Below are 21,404 nucleotides of genomic sequence, written 5' to 3' on the forward strand. Positions count from 1 at the left end.
GGGGAGGATCGATTTGTTTAAGCTGGAAGGAAAGGTAGCGATGATCACTGGCGGCAGCAAAGGAATTGGATTAGGTATGGCCCACTGTCTTGGAAAGAGAGGGGTAAAGCTTGCGATTTCAAGCCGGGGTGAAGAAGACCTAAAGAGAGCAAGCATTGAATTAAAAGAGGAAGGTTATGAAGTTTTTGCTACACCCGTAGATGTAGCAAAACAACATAGTGTAGAAAATTGGATGGAGGAAGTCATTAACCACTTCGGGAAAGTGGATATTGTCGTAAATAATGCAGGTACAAACATTCGAAAACCGCTGGTTGATATTGAAGAAGAGGACTGGGATCGTGTCATTGATACAAATTTAAAGGGGGTATTCCTCGTTGGGCAAGCTGCAGCTAAACAGATGATTAAACAGGGAAAGGGCGGAAGAATTATTAATGTTTCTTCCATTTTTGGTGGTGTAGGAAGCAGTCATCAGACAAGTTATGCTTCTAGTAAAGGTGGAGTTAACCAGCTAACAAAGGTGTGGGCACATGAGCTTGCAAAAGACGGAATCAATGTAAATGCCCTGGCACCTGGTTATATAAAAACCCCAATGACTGCTGGATGGCTGAATGATGAAGACCGTTTACGCAAAATTATTGATCAAACAATGGTTAAACGAGTCGGTGAATTAAAAGATCTGGAAGGCCCCCTTTTGCTGCTTGCTTCAGATGAATCAAGCTACATGACAGGACAGACGATTTATGTGGACGGCGGATGGACCGCTCAATAAAAAGGAGGCAATATTATTGGGACCGACTGCGAAAAAGCTGGAGTGGGAAGAGAAACCAAAATCGAATAATATAATTGCAAAGCTGGCGATATTTTTTGCTAAATTAGCTGAACGCTGGCTTCCAGATGCCTTTGTTTTTGCCATTTTACTAACGTTAATTGCTTTTGTCAGCGGAATATTTTTAACGGAAAGTTCTCCGTTTGATATGGTTATTCACTGGGGAGACGGTTTCTGGGGACTGCTTGAATTTACAGCGCAGATAATTACAACTTTTGTGATGAGTTATGCATTAGCACTTACTAAACCTGTTTCTAATCTGCTCGAGAAAGCGGCAGGACTTTGTAAAGGACCGGCGTCTGCGATTTTAGTTGTTACCTTTTCCTCCCTTATCGGTTCTCTTATCAGCTGGGGATTAGGATTAGTAGTAGCTGGAATCATGGCTCGACTCGTAGGAAGAAAAGTTCCGAGTGTGGATTATCGAGTACTTGTGGCTGCCGGCTATTCGGGCTTCATCATTTGGGAGGGAGGTCTTTCTTCTTCACCTTCTCTATTTGTAGCAACCGAAGGACATAACTTTCAGGATATGGTAGGATTAATCCCAACATCAGAAACGTTATTTTCATTAACTAACATTATTCTAGTTCTGGTAATCTTTCTTACTCTGCCATTTGTCATGCTGCTCATTCACCCGAAACGCCCCGAAGACAGGGTGACTATCAGCAAAGATCTGCTGCAGGAAACTAAAATCACTCATGAGCAAATTAAGACAAAGGACATGAAGCCTAATGAAAAGCTGGATAACAGCCGGGTGATTGTTTTGGCAGGCGGACTGCTGGGAGTGACATATTTAACGGCGCAATTTTATCAGAATGGATTTGCCTTAGACTTAAACATTGTTAATCTCATGTTTTTAACAGCGGCTCTTCTGCTGTATAGCAATGTGAAAGAGCTGGGCAATGGAATTAAAGCTGCTTCAGGAAGCGTAGGACAATTTGCTTTGCAATATCCTTTCTACGCAGGAATTATGGGGATGATCAGTGGATCAGGATTAGCGATTTGGCTCTCGCAGAATATTTCAAGTATCGCTAGTGATCAAACACTGCCATTCTTTGCTTTTTTATCCTCAGGATTATTAAATATGTTTATTCCATCCGGGGGAGGACAGTGGGCTGTACAGGCACCGATTATGCTTCCGACAGCTATTGAGATGGGCGTAGATCCAGCTAAAATTGTCACTGCCGTAGCGTGGGGAGATGCCTGGACGAATATGATCCAACCGTTTTGGGCTGTACCAATGCTCGCAATTGCCGGTCTTAGAATTCGCGATATGATGGGGTTTGCGACGATTACATTATTATACACGGGGATTATAATTGCCATAGTGCTTTTATTTATCTCATAAAAGTAAGCGCTTACGAATGGAGGGGTCTGATGGCTGTGCTTACCGAACAAGACCGTAGTGAGATTAATTGGACAAAACTAAAAGAGCTGCTTACGGAGTCTATCCCGCAAGCCAATGGAGAACTTCAAGTGCAGCGTTTTTCAGCTGGTTATTCAAATATTACCTATGCTGTTTCAATTGGGGAATGGAAAGGAGTTCTGCGGCGGCCGCCTTTTGGGGCAATTCCACCCAGAGCACATGATATGGAGCGTGAATATAAGATTCTGCAAAAAATCCATCCTGTATTTCCACTTGCTCCAAAACCGTATGTATATCGTGATAATCTGGAAATTATGGATAAACATTTTTATGTAATGGAGTTAAAAGAAGGGGTAGTGATTGATGACGACCTTCCTGAGCACTATAAAGACATCGAGGGTATCAGAAAAATCATTTCAGAAGCAGTCATAGATTCCCTTGTAAGTCTCCACTCTATAGATATCAATCAAAATCAATTAAGAGAACTCGGAAAACCTGAAGGCTTTCTGGAGCGCCAGGTCAAGGGCTGGATTAAACGATATAACCGTTCGAAAACTTCCGAGTATGACGGGGTAAGTCAATTGGAGGAGTGGCTGCTTGCACGTATTCCCAATTCTCCGGAACCTACGATTGTCCATAACGATTTTAAATTAAATAACATGATGTTTGCTAACAGCCAGCCGGGGAAGGTAACGGGCGTATTTGACTGGGAACTCAGTACGATTGGTGATCCGCTTACTGATGTTGGGGCAGCACTTGCTTATTGGACAGAGCCGGGAGATGCAGATACAGGACTTACTGCTCTGACAAAAGAAGAAGGATTTTTCTCTCGAAAACAAATGCTTGAACTGTATGCCGAAAAGAGTGGAAGAGATATGTCCCAAATCGATTACTATCTCGTTTTTTCCTTTTATAAGATTGCCAGTATACTGCAGCAGATCTATGCAAGATGGAAAAGCGGAGAAATCCAGGATGATAGGTTTGCCGATTTAGATAAAGGTGTCGAAAATTTATTGTTAAAAGCACAGCAAGCTAGAAAAAGTCCAATTTTAAGATAATAGTGGAGGGGAAGAATATGTATACAACGAAATCTGTCAAAATTGAAGCATTGCAGGAAAAGCTCATCCAGTTTATGGAATCCCATGTCTATCCTAATGAAAAGCTTTATGAACAACAACTGAACGATGCAGAATCACGCTGGACGATTCCGCCGGTAATGGAAGAATTAAAGGATAAGGCAAAACAGGAAGGACTATGGAATTTATTTAACAGCGAAGAAGACTATGAGCTCCAGCTTACAAATTATGATTATGCTCATTTATGCGAAATTATGGGCCGATCTCTTATTGGTCCTGAAGTATTTAATTGTAATGCACCAGATACCGGAAATATGGAAGTGCTTATGAAATTCGGTACAGATGAACAGAAAGAGCGCTGGTTAAAACCCCTTCTCGAAGGAAAAATCCGCTCTTGTTTTACAATGACCGAGCCAGACGTTGCTTCTTCTGATGCAACAAATATTCAAAGCCATATCAAGCGTGATGGTGATGAATATGTGATCAATGCTAAAAAATGGTGGTCCTCAGGGGCGATGGATCCACGCTGTGAGATCGCTATATTTATGGGAAAAACAGATCCGGAAGGTCCTCGTCACCGACAGCAGTCTATGATTCTTGTTCCTATGGATACACCAGGAGTAGAAGTAAAACGTCACTTGCCGGTCTTTGGGTATGATCATGCGCCTCATGGGCATGCAGAAATTCATTTTACTAATGTTAGAGTACCGGTTGAAAACTTGATTTATGAAGAAGGGGCCGGCTTTGAAATTGCTCAGTCCCGTTTAGGGCCAGGCCGGATTCATCATTGCATGAGGGCGATTGGGGCAGCAGAGCGTGCGATCGAATTATTAGGCGAACGAGCTTTAAAAAGAGAGGCATTTGGATCTCCGCTGGCTGAAAAAGGGGTAATTCGGGAAGTAATTGCCGAGTCACGGATTGAAATTGATCAAGCTCGCCTATTGACTCTTCATGCAGCCCAAAAGATGGACGAACAAGGAGCAAAAGCAGCCAGGAAAGAGATTGCGATGATAAAAATAGTGGCACCTCGTGTGTCTTTAAATGTTATCGATCGTGCCATTCAAGTGTTTGGAGGAGCAGGAGTTTCAGAAGACTTCCCGCTGGCTGCTCACTGGGCTAACGCCAGAACCCTGAGAATTGTTGATGGACCCGATCAAGTCCACTTACGGGATATCGGCCGGTTGGAATTGAAAAAATTTCAGTAATGAATACTAACCAGTTAAGGACTCGTCTATACAGGCGAGTCTTTTTTAGTTACTATTGATATAGCGTTTACATAAGGAGAAGATGATGATGAAAGGCAGGTTTCATGTTTCTTTAAAAACAAAAATTCAAGTGTTAATTTTTACTCTAATCGTCTCTATTATTATTATCCTCTCTGGCGTATTTACTTACTGGGAGTTCGAAGATACGGAAGCTGTAATGGGGGATAAGGCTCTCCAGACGGCAACGACGATATCGTATATGCCCTCCGTAAGAGAAGCTTTTGAAGAACAAAACCCATCGGACAAGCTGCAGCCGCTTGCCCTGCAGATACAAGAGAGAATGGGGGCGGAATTCGTAGTTATTGGAAATACGGAAAGTATCCGCTATGCCCATCCGGATCCCTCTAGAATTGGGGGGAAGATGGTTGGGGGAGATAATGAACCTGCATTATTAGAAGGAAAATATTATGTGTCTCAGGCGAAAGGGACTCTCGGTCCTTCACTTCGGGGAAAGGCACCCATCTTTAACGATAATCAGGAGGTTATCGGCATAGTTTCAGTCGGCTTTTTAATGGAAGATATATATACTGCCTTTTTTAGAAGGCTGGGTAATATTGCCGGAATCTCTTTGCTCGTCCTTTTGATTGGCGGCATAGGGGGTTATTTACTGACTAGGAGTATCCGAAAAGACACGATGGGACTTGAACCTTATCAAATTGCTTCTCTATATCAAGAAAGAGAAGCGGTTCTTTCATCTATTAAAGAAGGAATTATTTCTATTACCCGTGATGGACGGGTATCCATGATTAATTCATCAGCTAGACAATTATTAAATATTACTGAAGATATTACTAATAAGCAGATAAGAGAGATCCTGCCTGCTTCAGAAGCAGAACGGGTGATACAAACGGGAGTAGCGGAACGGGATCGTGAGTTATATCTTAAAGATCGAACGGTTATCGTAAATAGAACCCCCGTTATAGAAAATGGGGAAGTAGTGGGAGTTGTTTCCAGCTTTCGTGATAAATCAGAAGTGCGTGATATGGTTAATGCATTGTCTGAAATCAAGAGATATTCAGAAGGTTTACGTTCACAAACCCATGAGTTTGCGAATAAGCTGTATGTTTTACTCGGTTTATTGCAGCTTAAGCATTATCAGGAAGCCATTGATTTAATAGAATCAGAATTTCAAATAGCCAGCAATCAATCAAGCCGCCTTCATCAAATTGAAGATGAAACTGTAGAAGCGATATTGCTTGGGAAATTGAGTAAAGCCTCTGAGATGAAAATTGATTTTCAAATTCATGAAGAATCTGCCTTAGGTATAATGCCTTCCCATATAAATCGTGCGAAGCTTGTAACTATACTCGGGAATCTAATCGATAACGCTTTTGAAGCAGTCAGTCCAAACAAAGTAAAAAAGGTGGTATTTTCCGCGATTGATGTTGGGGAAGAAATCGTTTTTGAAGTGAGCGACAATGGACCTGGAATTTCAGAAGAGCAGCTCCCTTATATATTTGATCAGGGATTTTCTACAAAGAAAGGCGACCATAGAGGGTTTGGGCTGCCTAATGTAAAAGAGATTTTAGAAGAGCTGGGCGGAGCATTTGAAATCGATACGAAACAAGGGAAAGGAACAACGTTTTCCGTTTTTATAGAAAAACGAAAGGAAGGGATAGAATGAGAGTCATCATAGCAGAAGATGATTATCGTGTGGCACAGCTCCATGAAAAATTTATAAATGAAATCAATGGTATGGAAGTGGCGGCCAAGGCTTTGAATGCAGGCGCTGCTTTGAAAGCTGTTAAAGACCATAAACCTGACCTTTTATTACTGGACGTCTATATGCCTGACCGGTTAGGGATTGATCTTCTTCCTGAACTTAGAGAAATTCATGTAGGTTTAGATATTATCATGATTACAGCAGCAAATGAAAAAGAAATGATCTCCAGAGCCCTTAATTATGGTGTGGTTGATTATATTATTAAACCTATCTCTATGGAACGATTTATAGAAACATTAGAATCCTATCGTAAGAAGAAGAAATTAATCAATAGTGCTGATAAATTAGATCAGCAAACGATTGACCAGTTAATAGGCAAAGATTCAAAAGTAAATCCTTCAAAACACGTGCCTAAAGGGATTGACCAATTAACCTTAAAGAAGATAAGACAGCTATTAAAAGAACGCGGTGATGATGGAGTAACAGCAGAAGAAGCAAGTGACTATTTAGGTGCCTCTAAAACGACAGCACGAAGATATTTAGAATATTTAATTTCTACAAAGGAAGGAATCGCAGAAATGAGGTACGGAAAAGTAGGACGGCCAGAAAGAAAATATTTCTATCAAAGTTGAAACAGCCTGGAGCAGGCTGTTTTTTTATGTCTTCATAAATTATATGAATTTAATTCAGCTTATTTTTTTAATAAGACTTATTTTGAAAACGATTACAAAAGAAAGTATGTCTATTACTATATGAATTACATAATTCTTAATTTTCTAAAAAGGAGGTCACGTTCTTGAAAAAAATATATAGTTTTTGCCTATTATTATTGTTAGTTATTCTCTCTGCATGTGGAAATCAATCTGCAAGTTCAGAAAACGGGGAGTTCAAACCTCAGCGGCCGATTGAAATGGTGGCACCGGCCGGTGCGGGAGGCGGATGGGATACGACAGCTCGTACGGTTAGTATGGTAATGGAAGAAGAAGGAATTATTGATGAGGATATTGGTGTTGTTAATAAACCGGGAGGCGGCGGAGCTGTCGGTTGGGCTTATATTGATAGAAAACAAGAAAACCCTCATTACCTTTTTGTCGGCTCACCACCTCTTATTTTTATTCCTTTAAATGGGCAGTCTCAGCTGGGATATGAGGATTTCACCCCTATTGTCAATATGATTGGAGATTATGCAGCATTTGCTGTAAGGGATGATGCCAGATGGGATAATTTGAATGAACTATTCGATGAGATGAAAAAGAATCCGAGTGAAATTACAGTAGTTGGTACATCTTCTCCCGGTTCGATGGATCATATGCAGTTTGTGAAAATTGCTAAAGCAGCAGGCGTAGATATTACGAAAATTAAGTATGTTTCCTCACAGGATGGCGGAGCACTTACCCAAATATTAAATGGAAGTGCCGATGTTGTTTCAACGGGTGTAGCAGAAACAGTGGAACAGGTAAGAGGCGGAAAAATTAAAGTACTAGGAATTACTGCGGAAGAACGTCTGGAAGGGGAGACTCTCTCAGAATTTCCTACCGCTAAAGAACAGGGAATTGATGCTACTTTTATAAACTGGAGAGGTTTTTTTGGACCTAAGGGTATGACGGAATCTCAAGTGAAATATTATGAAGAAAAATTTAAAGAAGTTAGTGATTCACAGGCATTTGATGAAATCCGCAAGAAATACGGATGGGAAGAAATGTATATGACGAGCGAGGAGTACAAAGAATTTCTAGCAGAACAAAATAAGGAGCTGGGAACTCTTCTTGATGAAATGGGATTAGGACGGTAGACAATGTACAAATGAGGTGATTCGATATGGTAAAAACAATGAACCAGAAAATTAGCATTGTGCTCATGTTATTTTCAATCGGCTATTTATATTTAAGCTTTAATTTAAGAGAGTACCCATATGTACCGGTGGATTCTGACCTGGTTCCTAAGGTGCTCGGGTTTATACTATTTGGTTTAGCGATTCTATTATATTTTGATAAATCCTCTGAAACAAAAGAGCAAAAAGCCAAAAGAGACGTTCCAAAAAGAGAAATTCCAATGATGCTCGGTGTCGCTGGAATGATTCTTATTTATATTTTCTTGTTTGAAATGATCGGCTTTTTGATTATGACAGCATTATTCGTCTTCGGTTGTGCAGCTTTCTTAGGATATCGCCGCTGGGTAACGAATGTCATTGTATCTCTTCTGTTTCCCGGGATATTATATTACGTCTTTAACTACTTGCTGCAAATTAGACTGCCACAAGGCATACTACCATTTTAAAAGGTGTTGATAGGTTATGGGAGGATATGATGGATTGCTGCAGGGCTTGCAGGTAGCCTTCAGTATCGAAGGAATATTATTTGTATTGATTGGCGTATTTATAGGAACATTTATCGGCATGATGCCAGGACTTGGACCGATTAGCGCGATTGCTATTATGATCCCTATTACGTATGGGATGAGTCCCACCTCGGCTTTAGTTATGATGGCAGGTGTTTATTATGGAGCCGTGTTTGGAGGATCCACGTCTTCTATATTATTAAATGCCCCTGGTATATCGGGGACAGTTGCTACCGCTTTTGACGGCTATCCAATGGCCCAAAGAGGAGAAGCAGGTAAAGCGTTAGCCATAGCAGCGGTTTCTTCCTTTGTCGGAGGGACAGTATCTGTAGTGCTGCTTATGTTATTTGCTCCGGCCTTAGCCCAGGTTGCTGTTACATTTGGACCGCCGGAGTACTTTGCTCTAATGTTTATGGGGCTGACCGCCATTACCAGTTTATCCGAAGGCTCAACGGTGAAGGCTTTAATCTCAGCGACCCTTGGTTTTATCGCTGTAACGGTCGGTATTGATGGACAGACAGGTACACCAAGGTTTACATTTAACAACCCTAACCTGTTAGAAGGGTTTGATTTCCTTGTTATCGCTCTTGGTTTATTCGCGTTAGCAGAAGTCTGTTTTCTGATTATAAACCGGAAGGACACTTCCTTAACTGATAAAAATGATGTGGGGAGTATCAAGTTGAGTAAAGAAGATTTAAAAGAAATGCGAGGGCCTATTTCGAGACAGTCATTTCTAGGTTTTCTCCTAGGAGTACTTCCTGGCGCCGGAGCTACAATTGCTTCTTTCATCGGTTATATTACAGAGAAAAAGATCTCAAAAAAACCCGAAGAATTTGGAAAAGGTTCAATCAAAGGTTTGTCTGCCCCTGAAACGGCCAATAATGCAGCGACAAGCGGTGCTTTTGTGCCATTATTAAGTCTTGGTATTCCTGGATCAGGCACGACTGCCGTATTACTTGGAGCATTCTTAGTCCTCGGCATCCAACCGGGTCCGCTGTTAGTACAGGACTCACCGGATATTTTCTGGGGAATCATTATAAGCATGTACGTTGGTAACATATTTTTGCTTGTACTGAACTTACCTTTAATTCCTTATATTTCTAAATTGCTTAAAATACCTAGACCGCTTTTAATATCACTCGTTATTATTTTTAGTATGATAGGGGTCTACTCTGTAAGCTTTAATGTGTTTCATCTTTATGTTCTTCTCTTCTTTGGAGTCATTGGTTATTTGATGAGGCTGATCTCGTTCCCGGCCGCTCCATTTATCCTCGCCTTTATTCTAGGTGGAATGATGGAACAGTCATTACGCCAGGCACTGACTGCTTCAAACGGAAGCTACATGGTGTTTGTCTCACAACCGATATCACTAACGCTGATTATAATTGGGCTGCTATCATTCTTAGTACCTGTTTTCCGGAGCCGAATGAGCAGCAGGCAAGCATAAAGTCATTTTAGAGGAAGCTTCCATTTTTAAAACGTTATCTCAGAAGCTGAACTATTGAAGATATTCAGAAAAAAGACCAGTTTTCTTGTTAAAGAAACTGGTCTTTTACTATATTCAAAGTTTACGTATTTGAAAGTTAGACTGAAGGACCGCCCAGTTTTGCGGAAACGGATTACCGAGTACCCAGTAGCTTCCGCCTTTTAATCCATATTCCTTCATTAAATCGTATTTTGCCTGCATACTGCGCGCGTCTTCAAACCACACCTCATGTTTTTGCCCGGTTGCATCTGTAAAGGAGAAGTGAGGGGATTGATGTTCCTCGTTATATTCTATAGGGACATTATATCGGGCAGCGAGTCCCACGGCCTCTTGCGGGCTGATCGTTCGTGCAAATGTCCCTTCCACCCAGGGTACTTTCCAATCCCGTCCATACAGCGGCATCCCCATCATAATTTTATCTCTTGGAATGACGGTTACCGCATAGTCGAGTACTTCTCTCATTTTATTGATTGGTGCCACTGCCCACGGTTCTCCCCCGGCCCATCCCCATTCATAGGTCATCAGGATAATGAAATCTACAATTTCCGCCTGTGCCCGGTAGTCGTGAGCTTCGTATAATAATCCTGTTTGATCGCCGCTGATTTTTGGGGCGAGAGCGGTGGAGACGAGAAGGTTTTTCTCATGAAACCTGTCTGTTAAGCGTTTTAGAAAATTAGTGTAATTCTCACGGTCTTCTGGATAAACATATTCGAAGTCAATATTTATTCCTTTATATCCCTTGTTTTGTATAACTTCCAATAGATTATTAATAAGGGTTTCTTGTATGTCCTCGTTTCTTAGGACAGCCGCCGCCAAGTCTGAATCAAAGTTGCCTGCTTGAAAGTTAGTGAGAGTCAGTAGTGGAGCAACATTTTGAGCAGCAGCTGCATCAAGTACAGGCTGTTCCTGTCTTTCAGTGATACTGCCATCTTCTTTAATTGCATACATAAAAGGGGAAAGATACGTAAAGTTTCGGCCAAGAGCTGTGACCTCCTGGGCTCCCTGAGGATTGAGCTGTGTAGTATAGGCATTTATCTCGGTAATTGGACGTGCGGGTGCAGGGATTATCATAATTTGGCCAACGGAAATCGTTTCAGGGCTTTCTATATTGTTCGCCTCAGCAATTTGACTGGCGCTGATTCCAACGCGTTGCGCGATATTTGTTAGTGTATCTCCTTGTTGAACTCTATACCTAAAATAAGGGATAATCAGCATTTCTCCCGTTGTAATTCTTGAGGGGTCTGCTATGTTATTAGCTTGTGCTAGATCGTTGATGCTCACTCCAAATCTTTGAGAAACGGCCCATAAATTATCTCCTGGCGTTACCACATATTCGCGGATTGGGTTGGGAATTACCAGGGCCTGGCCAATGACCAATATATCCGGGCTGGCCGGCTGGTTAAGGTATATAATCTGATTTATGTTTACCCCATAGGCCTGTGCGATCTGCCATAAGGTTTCTCCCTGCTTAACAACATGAATCCACATAGGACCTCTCCTTTATTAAACCTTTCTATTATAAAGTTATTCACAGGAGTCCTGTCCTATTATGGTTATCCTTTTCTTTAAAAATAAAAAAAGCCGGAGAGTGAGCAGGATCTCTCGCCGGCGGTTAAGTATTTTTACTTAAATTCAGGAAGCCAGTTTCCATGAGCTTCGATAAGATCATCACACATAGATGTAATATCGTCCATGGATAGTTCTGCACCTGTATGAGGATCAAGCATGGCTGCCTGGTAAATATGCTCCTTTTTTCCTGTAGCTGCAGCTTCAATGGTTAAAAGTTGTGTATTAATATTTGTACGGTTTAAGGCTGCTAACTGCTCCGGCAGATCTCCGATATAGACAGGGAGAATGCCATTGCGGTCAGCTATACACGGGACTTCTACACAAGCACTTTTCGGCAGATTTGAAATAAGCCCGCCCTCGTTTATCACATTTCCCCCGAATTTAAAGGGGATGTTTGTTTCCATCGCTTCAATTATCCGTGAGCCATACTCATGGGAACGCTCGTGGCTTAACTGCGCATTATGAACGATCTCCTCCCGCATCTCTTCCCAATCTCTTATTTGATTCACGCAGCGGCGCGGGTACTCATCAAGAGGAATGTTAAAGCGGTCAATCAATTCCGGGTAAGCATTTTTTATAAAATAAGGATGGTATTCAGCATTATGCTCGGAAGATTCGGTTATATAATAGCCGAATTTATCCATTAATTCGAATCGGACCATATCATCATGCTTTTCTTTCTGCTTCTCTTTGGCACGTTTCTTGATTTCAGGATATAAATCCTTGCCGTCTTTTTTTACTTCTAATAGCCAGGCCATATGGTTGATGCCGGCAATTTTTTCTTCCGTTCCTTCATGATCCATATCAAGTGCCTCAAATAAATCCTTCGTACAAACTTGGACACTGTGGCAGAGACCGATTGTTTTAATGTTTGTATAGCGCAGCATATACCCAGTTAATGCGGCCATTGGGTTTGTGTAGTTTAACAGCCAGGCATCCGGGCAGACCTCTTCCATATCATCAGCAATGGCTTTCATTACAGGAATTGTCCTTAGCGAACGGAAAATCCCCCCGATGCCTACCGTATCTCCGATCGTCTGCCGAAGACCATATTTTTTAGGAATCTCAAAATCTATAACCGTGCTCGGTTCATATCCACCGACCTGGATAGCATTTATAACGTATTTCGCTTCTTTTAGCGACTCTTTCCGGTCTGAATAAGAAACAATCTTAATGGACTGGTTATACCGCTCGGCCAGGTTTTTTAACATTTGTTCAGACTCTTTTAATCTCTTTTCATCAATATCATGTAGGGCAAATTCAAAACCATTTAAAGAAGGGACAAACATGCAGTCCCCCAAAATATTTTTGGCAAAAATCGTACTGCCTGCACCAATAAAAGTTATTTTTGACATTATCTTTCCTCCTGCTTCACGTATTTGAAAACGCTTTTAATTTAACCTAAACGGATAGGGTTGTACGGCTGTTCATAACTGCCGATTCACGATACTGAATCTTGCAGGGATGAGTAACTTTCGAAGGTACTTCTCTTCCTTCCATTCTTTCCTTTAATAACTTTACCGCTGATTTACCCATTTGCTCCGTAAAGACTTTAGCCGTAGTTAATGACGGACTCATGAATTTTGCTATTTCTACATCGTTGAAACTTGCAATGGATACCTGTTCCGGGCATTTAATGCCGGCTTCGTGCAATGCGCGGATCGCCCCTATTGCGAGGGGATCACTTGCAATAAGAAAAGCTGTTGGGAGATTCCCTTTATTTAGAGCTTTTTTCATCATTTGATAGCCTGAGTCTGTCGACCATTCACCGATATAGACATTTTCTTCGTTATAGCTTCCCTTGCTGCACATGATTTTTTTATAAGGAAGGTAGCGAAGTTTTTCCACATTATCCATCACATCCAGTTCAAGGGGAGATGAAGTAGAGTGAATAGTTTCTCCTCCACCTATAAAACCAATCTCCTCATGTCCTAAAGAGAATAAGTGTTTCATAAGCTGACTTGTTGCTCCAAAAAAGTTTGAGGTCACACTATCAAAAATCTCAGGATCCGGAGATTCATCCACAAAGACGACTCTATTAAACTTTTCATAAATAACTTGCACTACCTCAGGGATAACTTTGCCGACCACGATCACTCCATCTAAATCGTTTAGACTGTTTTCTTCTAAAAAATTACTACCCTGGCGAACGACAGTAGTGATATTCATATTTAAGCGGGCACTTTCTGCTTCTATGCCTACCCTTAGCCCGGTAAAGTATTCATCTTCAAATTCATAATCCTTTGAACAAAAAACAATTAAGCCGATCGACTTTTTAGATTTATATAGTAAAGAGGTTTTTTTCTTATCAGTTAATGAAAGATAATTTAGTTTTTTTGCAGATTGTAAGACTCTTTCGCGCGTAGAGTCAGCTACAGATAAGGTTTTATCGCCTCTCAGCACTCTGGAAACAGTTGCAATAGACACATTAGCCTCTTTTGCAACATCTTTTAAACTGGCCATTATTTCACCCTCTTCCTTTTTAACTAAAATTTTACTTATCAATTAATTTATCACATTCAGGTTACCATTACAAAGATTTTATTTGGGTTACCTTAATACTCTTCACAACAACCTGCACAACCAAACCCAGGCCTTCAGTTTAAATTATTGGCAAATAAATAAAAAATTCAAAAAATAACTTGTAAGCGATTTCTTTATCTGCTATATTCGTAGTAACTTAATAAAATTTTAGTAAAAATATTATGGTAATTGGTTTATTTTTACTAATTTGTTTGCAGTACTTTTTCATTCTATTTATAACGAGGGGGTAATTTAATGAAGAATTCAATGGTAAAGTTAATCGGCGTTGTAGGTATGTCAGCTTTGTTAGCAGCTTGTGGAAGTGGCGGTGCAGAAAGTGAAGGAAGCAATGGAGAAGGAGAAGTTACAGGGGCCCAGGAAGGAAAACTTACGGTAGCAATGACGGCAAGCAGCGAGGGCGAAAGAAATACTTTTGAAGAGTTAATTGCTGAATTTGAAGAAGAAAGTGATATTGACGTTGAAGCCAGTTTCCCTGCTGGTGGCTATGAAGACCAAATGAGAGTCCAAATGGCCGCAAATGATCTCCCTGATGTATTTGATACGCACGGATGGTCACAGCTTAGATATGGAGAATATGTAATGGACCAAAGAGATATGGACTGGGTGGACAAGCTAAAACCTGAAATGAAAGACATCGTAACCGATGAGGATGGGAAAGTTTACACTTACCCAGTAAACATGGCCCAGGATGGTGTCATTTATAATAAGAAAGTATTAGATGAATATGGAATTGAGGTGCCACAGACTTGGGACGAATTTGTAGCAGCTTTAAAAACCGTTCGAGATGAAAGCGGAGGTCAGGTTACTCCACTATGGATTGCCGGTGGAGATGGATTCCCATTAGGACAAATGGTAGACCAGATGTTAACTCCAATGTTTGCGACAGATGAAGATCATGATTATACCGAAGAGTTATTAGATGGATCCTTTGACTGGAGCCGTTATGAGTGGCTTCCTGAACAGCTTCTTATGCTCCAGGAAGAAAACCTTTTAAATCAGGACGTGTTAACAGCGAAGTATGCACAATCAGCAGAAATTATGGCTGGTGAACAGGCTGCTTTCATGTTTTCAGGCGGTTCTATCGGTCCGGATACTACTCAGGTAAACCCTGAAGTGGAAATCGGGCTGATGCCGACACCTACAGTCCATGAGGGAGACGAGCCTGTCTGGATTGGTGGAGAACGTTTTACACTTGCTATTTTTAAAGACTCTCAGATGAAAGAAGAAGCAAAACAGTTTATCGAATTTATGGCAGAGCCCGACCATGCACAGCAGATTGCAGAAGGCACCAACCTTGCATCAGCTCTTGAGGGAGTAGAAGCGGATACTTATTTCTCTGAAGATCTTAAAAAATATGAAGGTACAGAAATTGTCAGCTATTTCGACCGGGTTTACCTTCCTGGCGGCATGTGGGATGTTATGGCCACTACTACAGAGGAACTGCTGGCCGGCGGAACACCTGAACAGGCGGCTAAGACGATGGAGTCTGAATATAACCGATTAAGAGAAGAATAAAATTCGTTTGATAAATAGAGGGAGAGTATAAGCTCTCCCTTTTCTATTAAGGAGCAAACTCTTTTTATAAGGAGATGACAAAGAGTATGAGTGAACTGGTTGGGAAGTTGAAAAGCAGATCTGCGGAAATGGGAGGGAAGCGGAGGAAAATGAAAACGGAAAAATCTTTATGGTGGATGTATCTGCCAGCTGTTTTATTTGTAACCGTATTTATTGTCTACCCGTTTCTAGATGGGGTTAGAATTTCATTTACCGATTGGAACGGATTTTCTCAAACAATGAACTTTGTAGGATTGGAGCAGTACCAGAGAATGTTCTCAGATCCTACAACCTGGACGGTCATTCGGAACACACTTTTATATGGAATAGGAAGTACACTCCTGCAAAATGCGCTTGGTTTAGGTTATGCCCTGTTATTAAACAATTCTATTAAGTTTAGAACAGTAACTCGTACGATTGTATATCTTCCTGTTATTATCAGCCCATTAATTATGGGATACATTTTTTATTTATTTTTTGCTTTTCAAAATGGAGCCTTGAATGATGCCTTGATCTTCTTCGGGTTTGACCCAATAAATGCACTGGGGAATGCAAACATCAATCCATATATTATCGTCCTTGTAAATACGTATCAGTTTGTCGGTATTGCCATGATTATTTACTTGGCAGGTCTTCAAGGAATCTCGAAAGATTTTTATGAAGCAGCTGATATCGATGGTGCATCTTCTTTTCAGAAGTTTAAGAGGATCACTCTTCCGATGCTTGCGCCTTCCATAACAATCAATGTAGTCATTAATATCATTGGTGGTTTAAAACTATTTGATGTCATTGTAGCTTTAACAGGAGGCGGACCTGGTAATGCATCACAGTCCAGTTCTACGTTTATGTATGACTTATATTTCAGCAGGCAGGATGCCGGGTATGCAGCTACACAAGGTGTACTCATTGCGTTCATTATCCTTATTTTAAGCTTGCTTGCCCTGTGGTACTTCAAAAGGAAGGAGATTGAAGCCTGATGAGCCGATCAAAGAAATTATTACTGACAATTCTTGCTGTTCTGGTGGCAGCTATTCATATTATCCCCTTCTACATCCTTATCACTACAGCTTTAAAGACGAGAGGGGATTTCAGTTCCCGCTGGGCACTTCCTAAATATTTTAGTCTTGAGAATTTTTCCATTGCCTGGCAGCAGGCCAATCTAGGTCCTGCCTTTATAAACTCACTGATTATTACTTTTTTCGCTGCCGTATTACTCATTCTTTTTGGATCGATGGCGGCCTATCCTTTAGCACGCCGTGCGACTAAGATGAATAAGGCGGCGATGATGTTTTTTATTTCTATAATGGTGATCCCGCCGCTTACCGCACTTGTGCCGCTTTATCAATTGATCGTGGATATAGGAATGCTGAATACACGTACTGTCGCGGTTTTAAACAACGTGGCTGCTTTTATTCCGCTGACCGTATTTCTGTATGCGGGTTTTATTCGTTCTACGATTCCTAAAGAGCTTGAAGAAGCAGCGAAAATTGATGGAGCCAGTACGCTTGGAATTTTCTTCAGAGTTGTCTTTCCACTATTAAAGCCGGTTACAGCGTCTGTTTTAATTATCGCTTGTGTATTCATCTGGAATGATTATCAGTTTGCGATCTTCTTCCTGCAAAACAGTGATGTGCAGACATTAACTGTCGCTATGGCAAGCTTCTTTGGAGAAAATCAGCATAATCTCGGTCTTGTAGCAGCGGCCGCGTTCATTGCTATGATTCCGATGGCGATTTTATTCTTATTATTACAAAGATACTTTATTGCCGGTCTGTCATCCGGAGCGGTAAAAGGGTAAGTTATTCTACTAGATTTTGTTGTATGGAGGATTGTAAATATGCCGATACATTTCAATGAAACAACGAAAGAGTTCCATCTGCAAAACGATGGACTAAGCTATATATTTACTATTATAAAAAATCGCCAGCTGGGGCATTTATATTTTGGAAAAAGGATCCATCACCGTGAATCCTTTCAGCATCTGTTTAAAACACAGGCAAGGGCGGGAATGTCCAATGTTTACGAAGGAGATTTAGAATTTTCCTTAGACATTATAAAACAGGAATACCCAGCTTACGGAACGGGCGATTATCGTGAACCCGCCTTTCATCTTCTTCAGGAAGATGGAAGCCGGACAACACAGTTTGAATATATTTCTCATGAGATTATCAATGGGAAGCCTGGTCTTATAGGGCTTCCTGCCACCTATACAGAAGAAGACGAAGAGGCGTCGACTTTAATTGTAACACTCAAGGACACCCTGATTGAGGCAGAGATTGAACTGCTGTATACCGTTTATGAGACGCGCAATGTCATTACCCGGAGTGTGAGGTTTTTAAATAAGGGAGAGCAGAGACTTCAGTTAACGAGGTCGTTGAGTGCGAATGTTGATATGTTTGACGCAGATTTTGAGATGCTGCAGCTTTCTGGTTCATGGTCCAGAGAACGTCATGTGAAATCGAGGGAACTAATATCAGGTATTCAAAGTATAAGCAGTACAAGGGGAACGAGCAGCACTCAGCAGAATCCTTTCCTGGTTTTAAAGAGAAAGTCGGCAGATGAGCATCAAGGCGAAGTGTTTGGATTTAATCTTGTATACAGCGGGAATTTTCTCGCTCAGGTCGAAGTCGATCATTATGACACAGCAAGAGTTTCTATGGGGATAAATCCATTTGACTTTAACTGGCTGCTTGGACCGGGAGAAGTTTTCCAGGCGCCTGAAGTCGTCATGGTGTATTCGAGTGAAGGTTTAAATGGAATGAGTCAGGAATTCCACAGTCTTTATCGTGAACGTTTAGTCCGGGGGTATTGGAGAGACAAAGAACGACCTGTTCTCGTTAACAATTGGGAAGCCACTTATTTTGATTTTAACGAAGAAAAGCTTCTGAATATTGCCAAAGAGTCAAAGGAGCTGGGAATTGAGCTATTTGTTCTGGATGATGGATGGTTTGGGAAAAGAGATGATGATACAACATCTTTAGGTGATTGGTATGCTGATCGAACAAAACTGCCGAATGGGATAGAGGGTATTTCACGAAAAATCACTGATCTCGGAATGAAATTCGGTTTATGGTTTGAACCTGAAATGGTCAATAAACAAAGTGATTTATACGAACAGCATCCAGATTGGATTATCCAGGTTAAAGGGAGAAACAATTCGCATGGACGAAACCAATATGTACTAGACTTTTCCAGAAAAGAAGTCGTGGACAACTTGTATAAACAGATGGCGGCCGTACTGTCCAGTTCTCCCATTTCATATGTGAAATGGGATATGAACCGCTATATGACAGAGGTTGGGTCGCTAGCCTTGCCTGCTGAGCGTCAGAGCGAGGTAGCACACCGCTATATTTTAGGCGTATATGATTTATATGAGCGATTAACTTCTGAGTTTCCGTATGTCCTTTTTGAGTCCTGTGCCAGCGGCGGCGCCCGCTTTGATCCCGGGATGCTTTATTATGCCCCTCAGACCTGGACAAGTGATGATACAGATGCTATAGAACGGTTGAAAATTCAGTATGGAACATCTATGGCCTATCCGCTAAGCTCAATGGGTGCCCATGTTTCTGATATTCCTAATCATCAGGTTCAGCGCTTAACAGGACTTGAAATGAGGGGAGATGTCTCTTTATTTGGAATGTTTGGCTATGAGCTCGACATCACAAAGATGTCGCGAGAAGAAAAAGAGGAAGTGAAGCAGCAGGTCAGCGTATACAAGGAAAATCGCCGCCTTATTCAAAATGGTACATTCTATCGTCTGCTCAGCCCTTTTGATGAGAATGGAAACTATGTTTCCTGGATGGTTGTTTCTAATGATCAGAAAGAAGCGCTGGTTGGTTACTATAAAATTCTTGCTGAACCGAACCCGGGCTTTAAGAAGCTGCTGCTAAAAGGGCTTGATCGTAACAAAGAATATGCCATTGAAGGAAGACAATGGAGCTATTTTGGCGACGAACTCATGAACGCCGGTCTAATGCTTGATAATGAATACTCAGGATCAACAAAACCGCAGGAAGAAAAGCTTGGTGATTTTCGATCCAGGATTTATAAGCTAAAAGAAATAGATAAATAAAACAAGTCTGGCTCAATCCCGAGCCAGACTTGTTTTATTATATTTTGTAGTACTCTCTCTTTTAATTAATTTAGTGGGGATTACCACTTTTTTAGGAATGGTACGTTGAGTAGTTAATCGTTCGATCATCAATTCTACAGCTGTTTCACCCATGAATTCTGTATAAACTTTAACTGTTGATAAAGATGGCTGCAGGTAATTTGACGCGGCTATATCATTAAACCCAATGAGAGAAACTTCTTCTGGTACATGAATGTTTTGTTCATGTAATGCTTTTAAAGCACCAATAGCCATAGAATCACTGGCCACCACAAAAGCGGAAGGCAGGTTTGGCAGCTTCAGCGCTTTTTTCATGAGATTATAACCATTCTCCGGAGTAAACTTGCCTATAAAAACATACTCTTCCTTGAAAATTTGATGAGAGGTTAAATATTCCCGAAAAGCCGTTTCTCGATCATCCATAAGGATTTCCCCTGGACGAATATTCAAAACTCCTCCTATAAATCCGATTTCAGAATGTTTTAGTGCCATTAGATAATCGAGGATATTAGTCATTGCTCTTCTAAAGTCGATAATAACAGAATCAAATTTTGCTTCTTCCGGGGAAGTATCCACAAAAGTAATATATGTCGTTAATTTTTTAATTTCTTCTATCTCTTCAGGCGGTATTCTTCCGACTATAATCATACCGTCTATTTGACCTACGGCAGACAAATCCAGCTGATCATTTCTGCGGTAGACCTTTATTAAGTCTACATTTTTAGCCATAGATTCTTTTTCAATACCTAAACGAATCGCTAAAAAATAAGGATCATTAATCTCGTCCATCTCTGAGTGAAACAAAGTAATTCCAAGTTTATACTTTTGTTTGTTTGCCTTAGCTGAACGCTGCTTTAATGTCCGATAATTCAGTTCCTCGGAAACTTTAAATATGCGCTCTTTTGTTTCATTTGAGACTGACAAAGTTGTATCATAATTTAACACTCTGGATACAGTAGCAATGGAATAACCAGATTTCTCTGCAATATCCCGAATTGTGGCCATCTTGTACTCTCCTTCTATCATAAAAGCTCTAGTAAAAATAGTCTCTCTCTATACTATAGCACAGAGCCCTGGTAAGTAATGCGTCCAGGTGTATAACTATTTTGTCTTCTAACCATACTGTTTCTAGACTAACAGAAGGGCGAGACAGTTTTTGAGAAGATTAATCATGACAAGTTTGCCGCTTATTTACATGCTCATAATCTGGTATCAATCCAGCCATTCGATAACTGAAATTAAAGCCATTTTGGGGTTGAGTCCATGACGGTCAATGGTTTATTTGAAAGCCTTCATATCATTGAATTTGCGATCCTTTATGTTCTTCTGCTTGGTGCGTTAAAAGCAAACCGCAAATTATCCATGTTTACTAGTGTTTTAGCTGCTTTATTTGCCATGCTTTATGGCATGATCGATGAAATACATCAACTTTTTGTACCGGGCCGCTCTTTTACCGTAAATGATCTTATGAAAGATTGGATCGGTGTTGCGGCAGCTTTTATAATAGTCCACGTGTTCTTTTTAAAAAATAAGATAGTCACGGAGTCAGAAGCAGTCGGTGAAAGGAGAAGGAGTTCGGTGAAATAGACATAGGGTAAAGGTGCTTTCTT

The 21,404-nt window shown here is 40.9% G+C and carries 18 protein-coding genes; 14 read left to right on the forward strand and 4 right to left on the reverse strand.

Going from position 1 to position 21,404, the window contains the following annotated elements:
- Positions 1 to 13: 13 nt before the first annotated feature.
- The 9 genes from B7E06_RS06445 (at position 14) to B7E06_RS06485 (ending at position 9,977) form a co-directional block, all read left to right on the forward strand.
- A complete protein-coding gene (locus tag B7E06_RS06445) occupies positions 14 to 769 on the forward strand; it encodes an SDR family NAD(P)-dependent oxidoreductase (protein WP_082233191.1) in 756 nt (251 codons plus the stop codon).
- A gap of 16 nt (positions 770 to 785) precedes the next feature.
- A complete protein-coding gene (locus tag B7E06_RS06450; protein WP_245807688.1) occupies positions 786 to 2,171 on the forward strand; it encodes a short-chain fatty acid transporter in 1,386 nt (461 codons plus the stop codon).
- A 29-nt stretch (positions 2,172 to 2,200) separates the two neighbouring features.
- A complete protein-coding gene (locus tag B7E06_RS06455) occupies positions 2,201 to 3,247 on the forward strand; it encodes a phosphotransferase family protein (protein WP_082233193.1) in 1,047 nt (348 codons plus the stop codon).
- Positions 3,248 to 3,264: 17 nt separating this feature from the next.
- On the forward strand, positions 3,265 to 4,470 hold the full coding sequence (locus B7E06_RS06460) for an acyl-CoA dehydrogenase family protein (RefSeq protein WP_082233194.1): 1,206 nt from the start codon (positions 3,265 to 3,267) through the stop codon (positions 4,468 to 4,470).
- An 88-nt stretch (positions 4,471 to 4,558) separates the two neighbouring features.
- Positions 4,559 to 6,154 carry an ATP-binding protein gene (locus B7E06_RS06465; RefSeq protein ID WP_245807689.1) on the forward strand — a complete coding sequence of 532 codons (1,596 nt, stop codon included), beginning with the start codon at positions 4,559 to 4,561 and terminating at the stop codon, positions 6,152 to 6,154.
- Positions 6,151 to 6,825, forward strand: a complete 675-nt coding sequence (locus B7E06_RS06470; RefSeq protein WP_082233196.1) for a response regulator — start codon at positions 6,151 to 6,153, stop codon at positions 6,823 to 6,825. The genes B7E06_RS06465 and B7E06_RS06470 overlap by 4 nt, the downstream gene beginning before the upstream one ends.
- Before the next feature lie 164 nt (positions 6,826 to 6,989).
- Positions 6,990 to 7,985: a tripartite tricarboxylate transporter substrate binding protein gene (locus B7E06_RS06475; protein WP_245807690.1), complete on the forward strand. Its 996-nt coding sequence runs from the start codon at positions 6,990 to 6,992 to the stop codon at positions 7,983 to 7,985.
- A gap of 26 nt (positions 7,986 to 8,011) precedes the next feature.
- Positions 8,012 to 8,470, forward strand: a complete 459-nt coding sequence (locus B7E06_RS06480; RefSeq protein WP_082233197.1) for a tripartite tricarboxylate transporter TctB family protein — start codon at positions 8,012 to 8,014, stop codon at positions 8,468 to 8,470.
- 16 nt (positions 8,471 to 8,486) lie between these two features.
- Positions 8,487 to 9,977 (forward strand): tripartite tricarboxylate transporter permease, encoded by a 1,491-nt coding sequence (locus tag B7E06_RS06485; protein WP_082233198.1) that lies wholly within the window; start codon positions 8,487 to 8,489, stop codon positions 9,975 to 9,977.
- A gap of 114 nt (positions 9,978 to 10,091) precedes the next feature.
- On the opposite strand, the gene B7E06_RS06490 is transcribed toward B7E06_RS06485, so the two are convergent.
- The 3 genes from B7E06_RS06490 to B7E06_RS06500 all read right to left on the reverse strand — a co-directional run bounded on the left by B7E06_RS06490 (position 10,092) and on the right by B7E06_RS06500 (position 14,048).
- The gene (locus B7E06_RS06490) at positions 10,092 to 11,504 is read right to left on the reverse strand and encodes a glycoside hydrolase family 18 protein (RefSeq protein ID WP_082233199.1); all 1,413 of its coding nucleotides are present in this window, start codon (positions 11,502 to 11,504) and stop codon (positions 10,092 to 10,094) included.
- Positions 11,505 to 11,638: 134 nt separating this feature from the next.
- Entirely contained in the window at positions 11,639 to 12,940 is a 1,302-nt protein-coding gene (gene melA, locus B7E06_RS06495) for an alpha-glucosidase/alpha-galactosidase (RefSeq protein WP_082233200.1), read from the reverse strand.
- A gap of 46 nt (positions 12,941 to 12,986) precedes the next feature.
- On the reverse strand, positions 12,987 to 14,048 hold the full coding sequence (locus B7E06_RS06500; RefSeq protein WP_082233201.1) for a LacI family DNA-binding transcriptional regulator: 1,062 nt from the start codon (positions 14,046 to 14,048) through the stop codon (positions 12,987 to 12,989).
- 315 nt (positions 14,049 to 14,363) lie between these two features.
- On the opposite strand from B7E06_RS06500, the gene B7E06_RS06505 reads away from it, so the two are divergent.
- From B7E06_RS06505 to B7E06_RS06520, 4 genes are all read left to right on the forward strand, one after another.
- Positions 14,364 to 15,644, forward strand: a complete 1,281-nt coding sequence (locus B7E06_RS06505) for an ABC transporter substrate-binding protein (protein WP_082233202.1) — start codon at positions 14,364 to 14,366, stop codon at positions 15,642 to 15,644.
- Positions 15,645 to 15,730: 86 nt separating this feature from the next.
- Entirely contained in the window at positions 15,731 to 16,660 is a 930-nt protein-coding gene (locus B7E06_RS06510) for a carbohydrate ABC transporter permease (protein WP_082233203.1), read from the forward strand.
- On the forward strand, positions 16,660 to 17,481 hold the full coding sequence (locus tag B7E06_RS06515; protein WP_082233204.1) for a carbohydrate ABC transporter permease: 822 nt from the start codon (positions 16,660 to 16,662) through the stop codon (positions 17,479 to 17,481). The genes B7E06_RS06510 and B7E06_RS06515 overlap by 1 nt, the downstream gene beginning before the upstream one ends.
- A 39-nt stretch (positions 17,482 to 17,520) precedes the next feature.
- Positions 17,521 to 19,755, forward strand: coding sequence for an alpha-galactosidase (locus tag B7E06_RS06520; protein ID WP_082233205.1), 2,235 nt, complete (start codon positions 17,521 to 17,523; stop codon positions 19,753 to 19,755).
- Positions 19,756 to 19,767: 12 nt separating this feature from the next.
- Here B7E06_RS06520 and B7E06_RS06525 read toward each other — a convergent pair whose 3' ends face one another.
- Positions 19,768 to 20,799: a LacI family DNA-binding transcriptional regulator gene (locus tag B7E06_RS06525; protein ID WP_082233206.1), complete on the reverse strand. Its 1,032-nt coding sequence runs from the start codon at positions 20,797 to 20,799 to the stop codon at positions 19,768 to 19,770.
- 258 nt (positions 20,800 to 21,057) lie between these two features.
- On the opposite strand from B7E06_RS06525, the gene B7E06_RS06530 reads away from it, so the two are divergent.
- The gene (locus B7E06_RS06530) at positions 21,058 to 21,381 is read left to right on the forward strand and encodes a VanZ family protein (RefSeq protein WP_082233207.1); all 324 of its coding nucleotides are present in this window, start codon (positions 21,058 to 21,060) and stop codon (positions 21,379 to 21,381) included.
- Positions 21,382 to 21,404: the final 23 nt, after the last annotated feature.

The organism is Halobacillus massiliensis (assembly GCF_900166625.1).
Taxonomy (GTDB): domain Bacteria; phylum Bacillota; class Bacilli; order Bacillales; family Halobacillaceae; genus Halobacillus_A; species Halobacillus_A massiliensis.